This window comes from Citrobacter sp. TBCS-14 (genome assembly GCF_005280805.1).
Taxonomy (GTDB): domain Bacteria; phylum Pseudomonadota; class Gammaproteobacteria; order Enterobacterales; family Enterobacteriaceae; genus Citrobacter; species Citrobacter gillenii.
Genome location: NZ_SZWM01000813.1, coordinates 1 through 275 on the forward strand (window position 1 = coordinate 1; position 275 = coordinate 275).

The 275-nt window shown below is 48.7% G+C and carries 1 protein-coding gene; it reads left to right on the top strand.

Annotation, left to right across the window (positions count from 1 at the left end):
- A partial coding sequence (locus FDX22_RS31725) for a phage holin (RefSeq protein WP_255433019.1) occupies positions 1 to 249 on the top strand: 249 nt, incomplete at its 5' end.
- Positions 250 to 275: the final 26 nt, after the last annotated feature.

Here is a 275-nt window from a genome sequence, read left to right on the forward strand (position 1 = left end):
CTCTCATATGGAACAGGAACCACGCTGACCGGTTGCGGTGTATCAGCAAAGGCATACGCCGAAACAGCTAAAACAGCAAAAGAGGTGTCCTGGATGTTGGCCGACAGAATTGCAGGATTAAGCCTGAGTGACTGGGCAATCATTGTCGGTATCGCATGTACCGTTATCACCTGTGCAGTGAACTGGTATTTCCGCTGGAAAGAACGGGAGGATCGGCGTAATGGCTATGTCACCAAAGCCGAAGAATAAACTGAGCGCTACAGTTATTGGTTTAA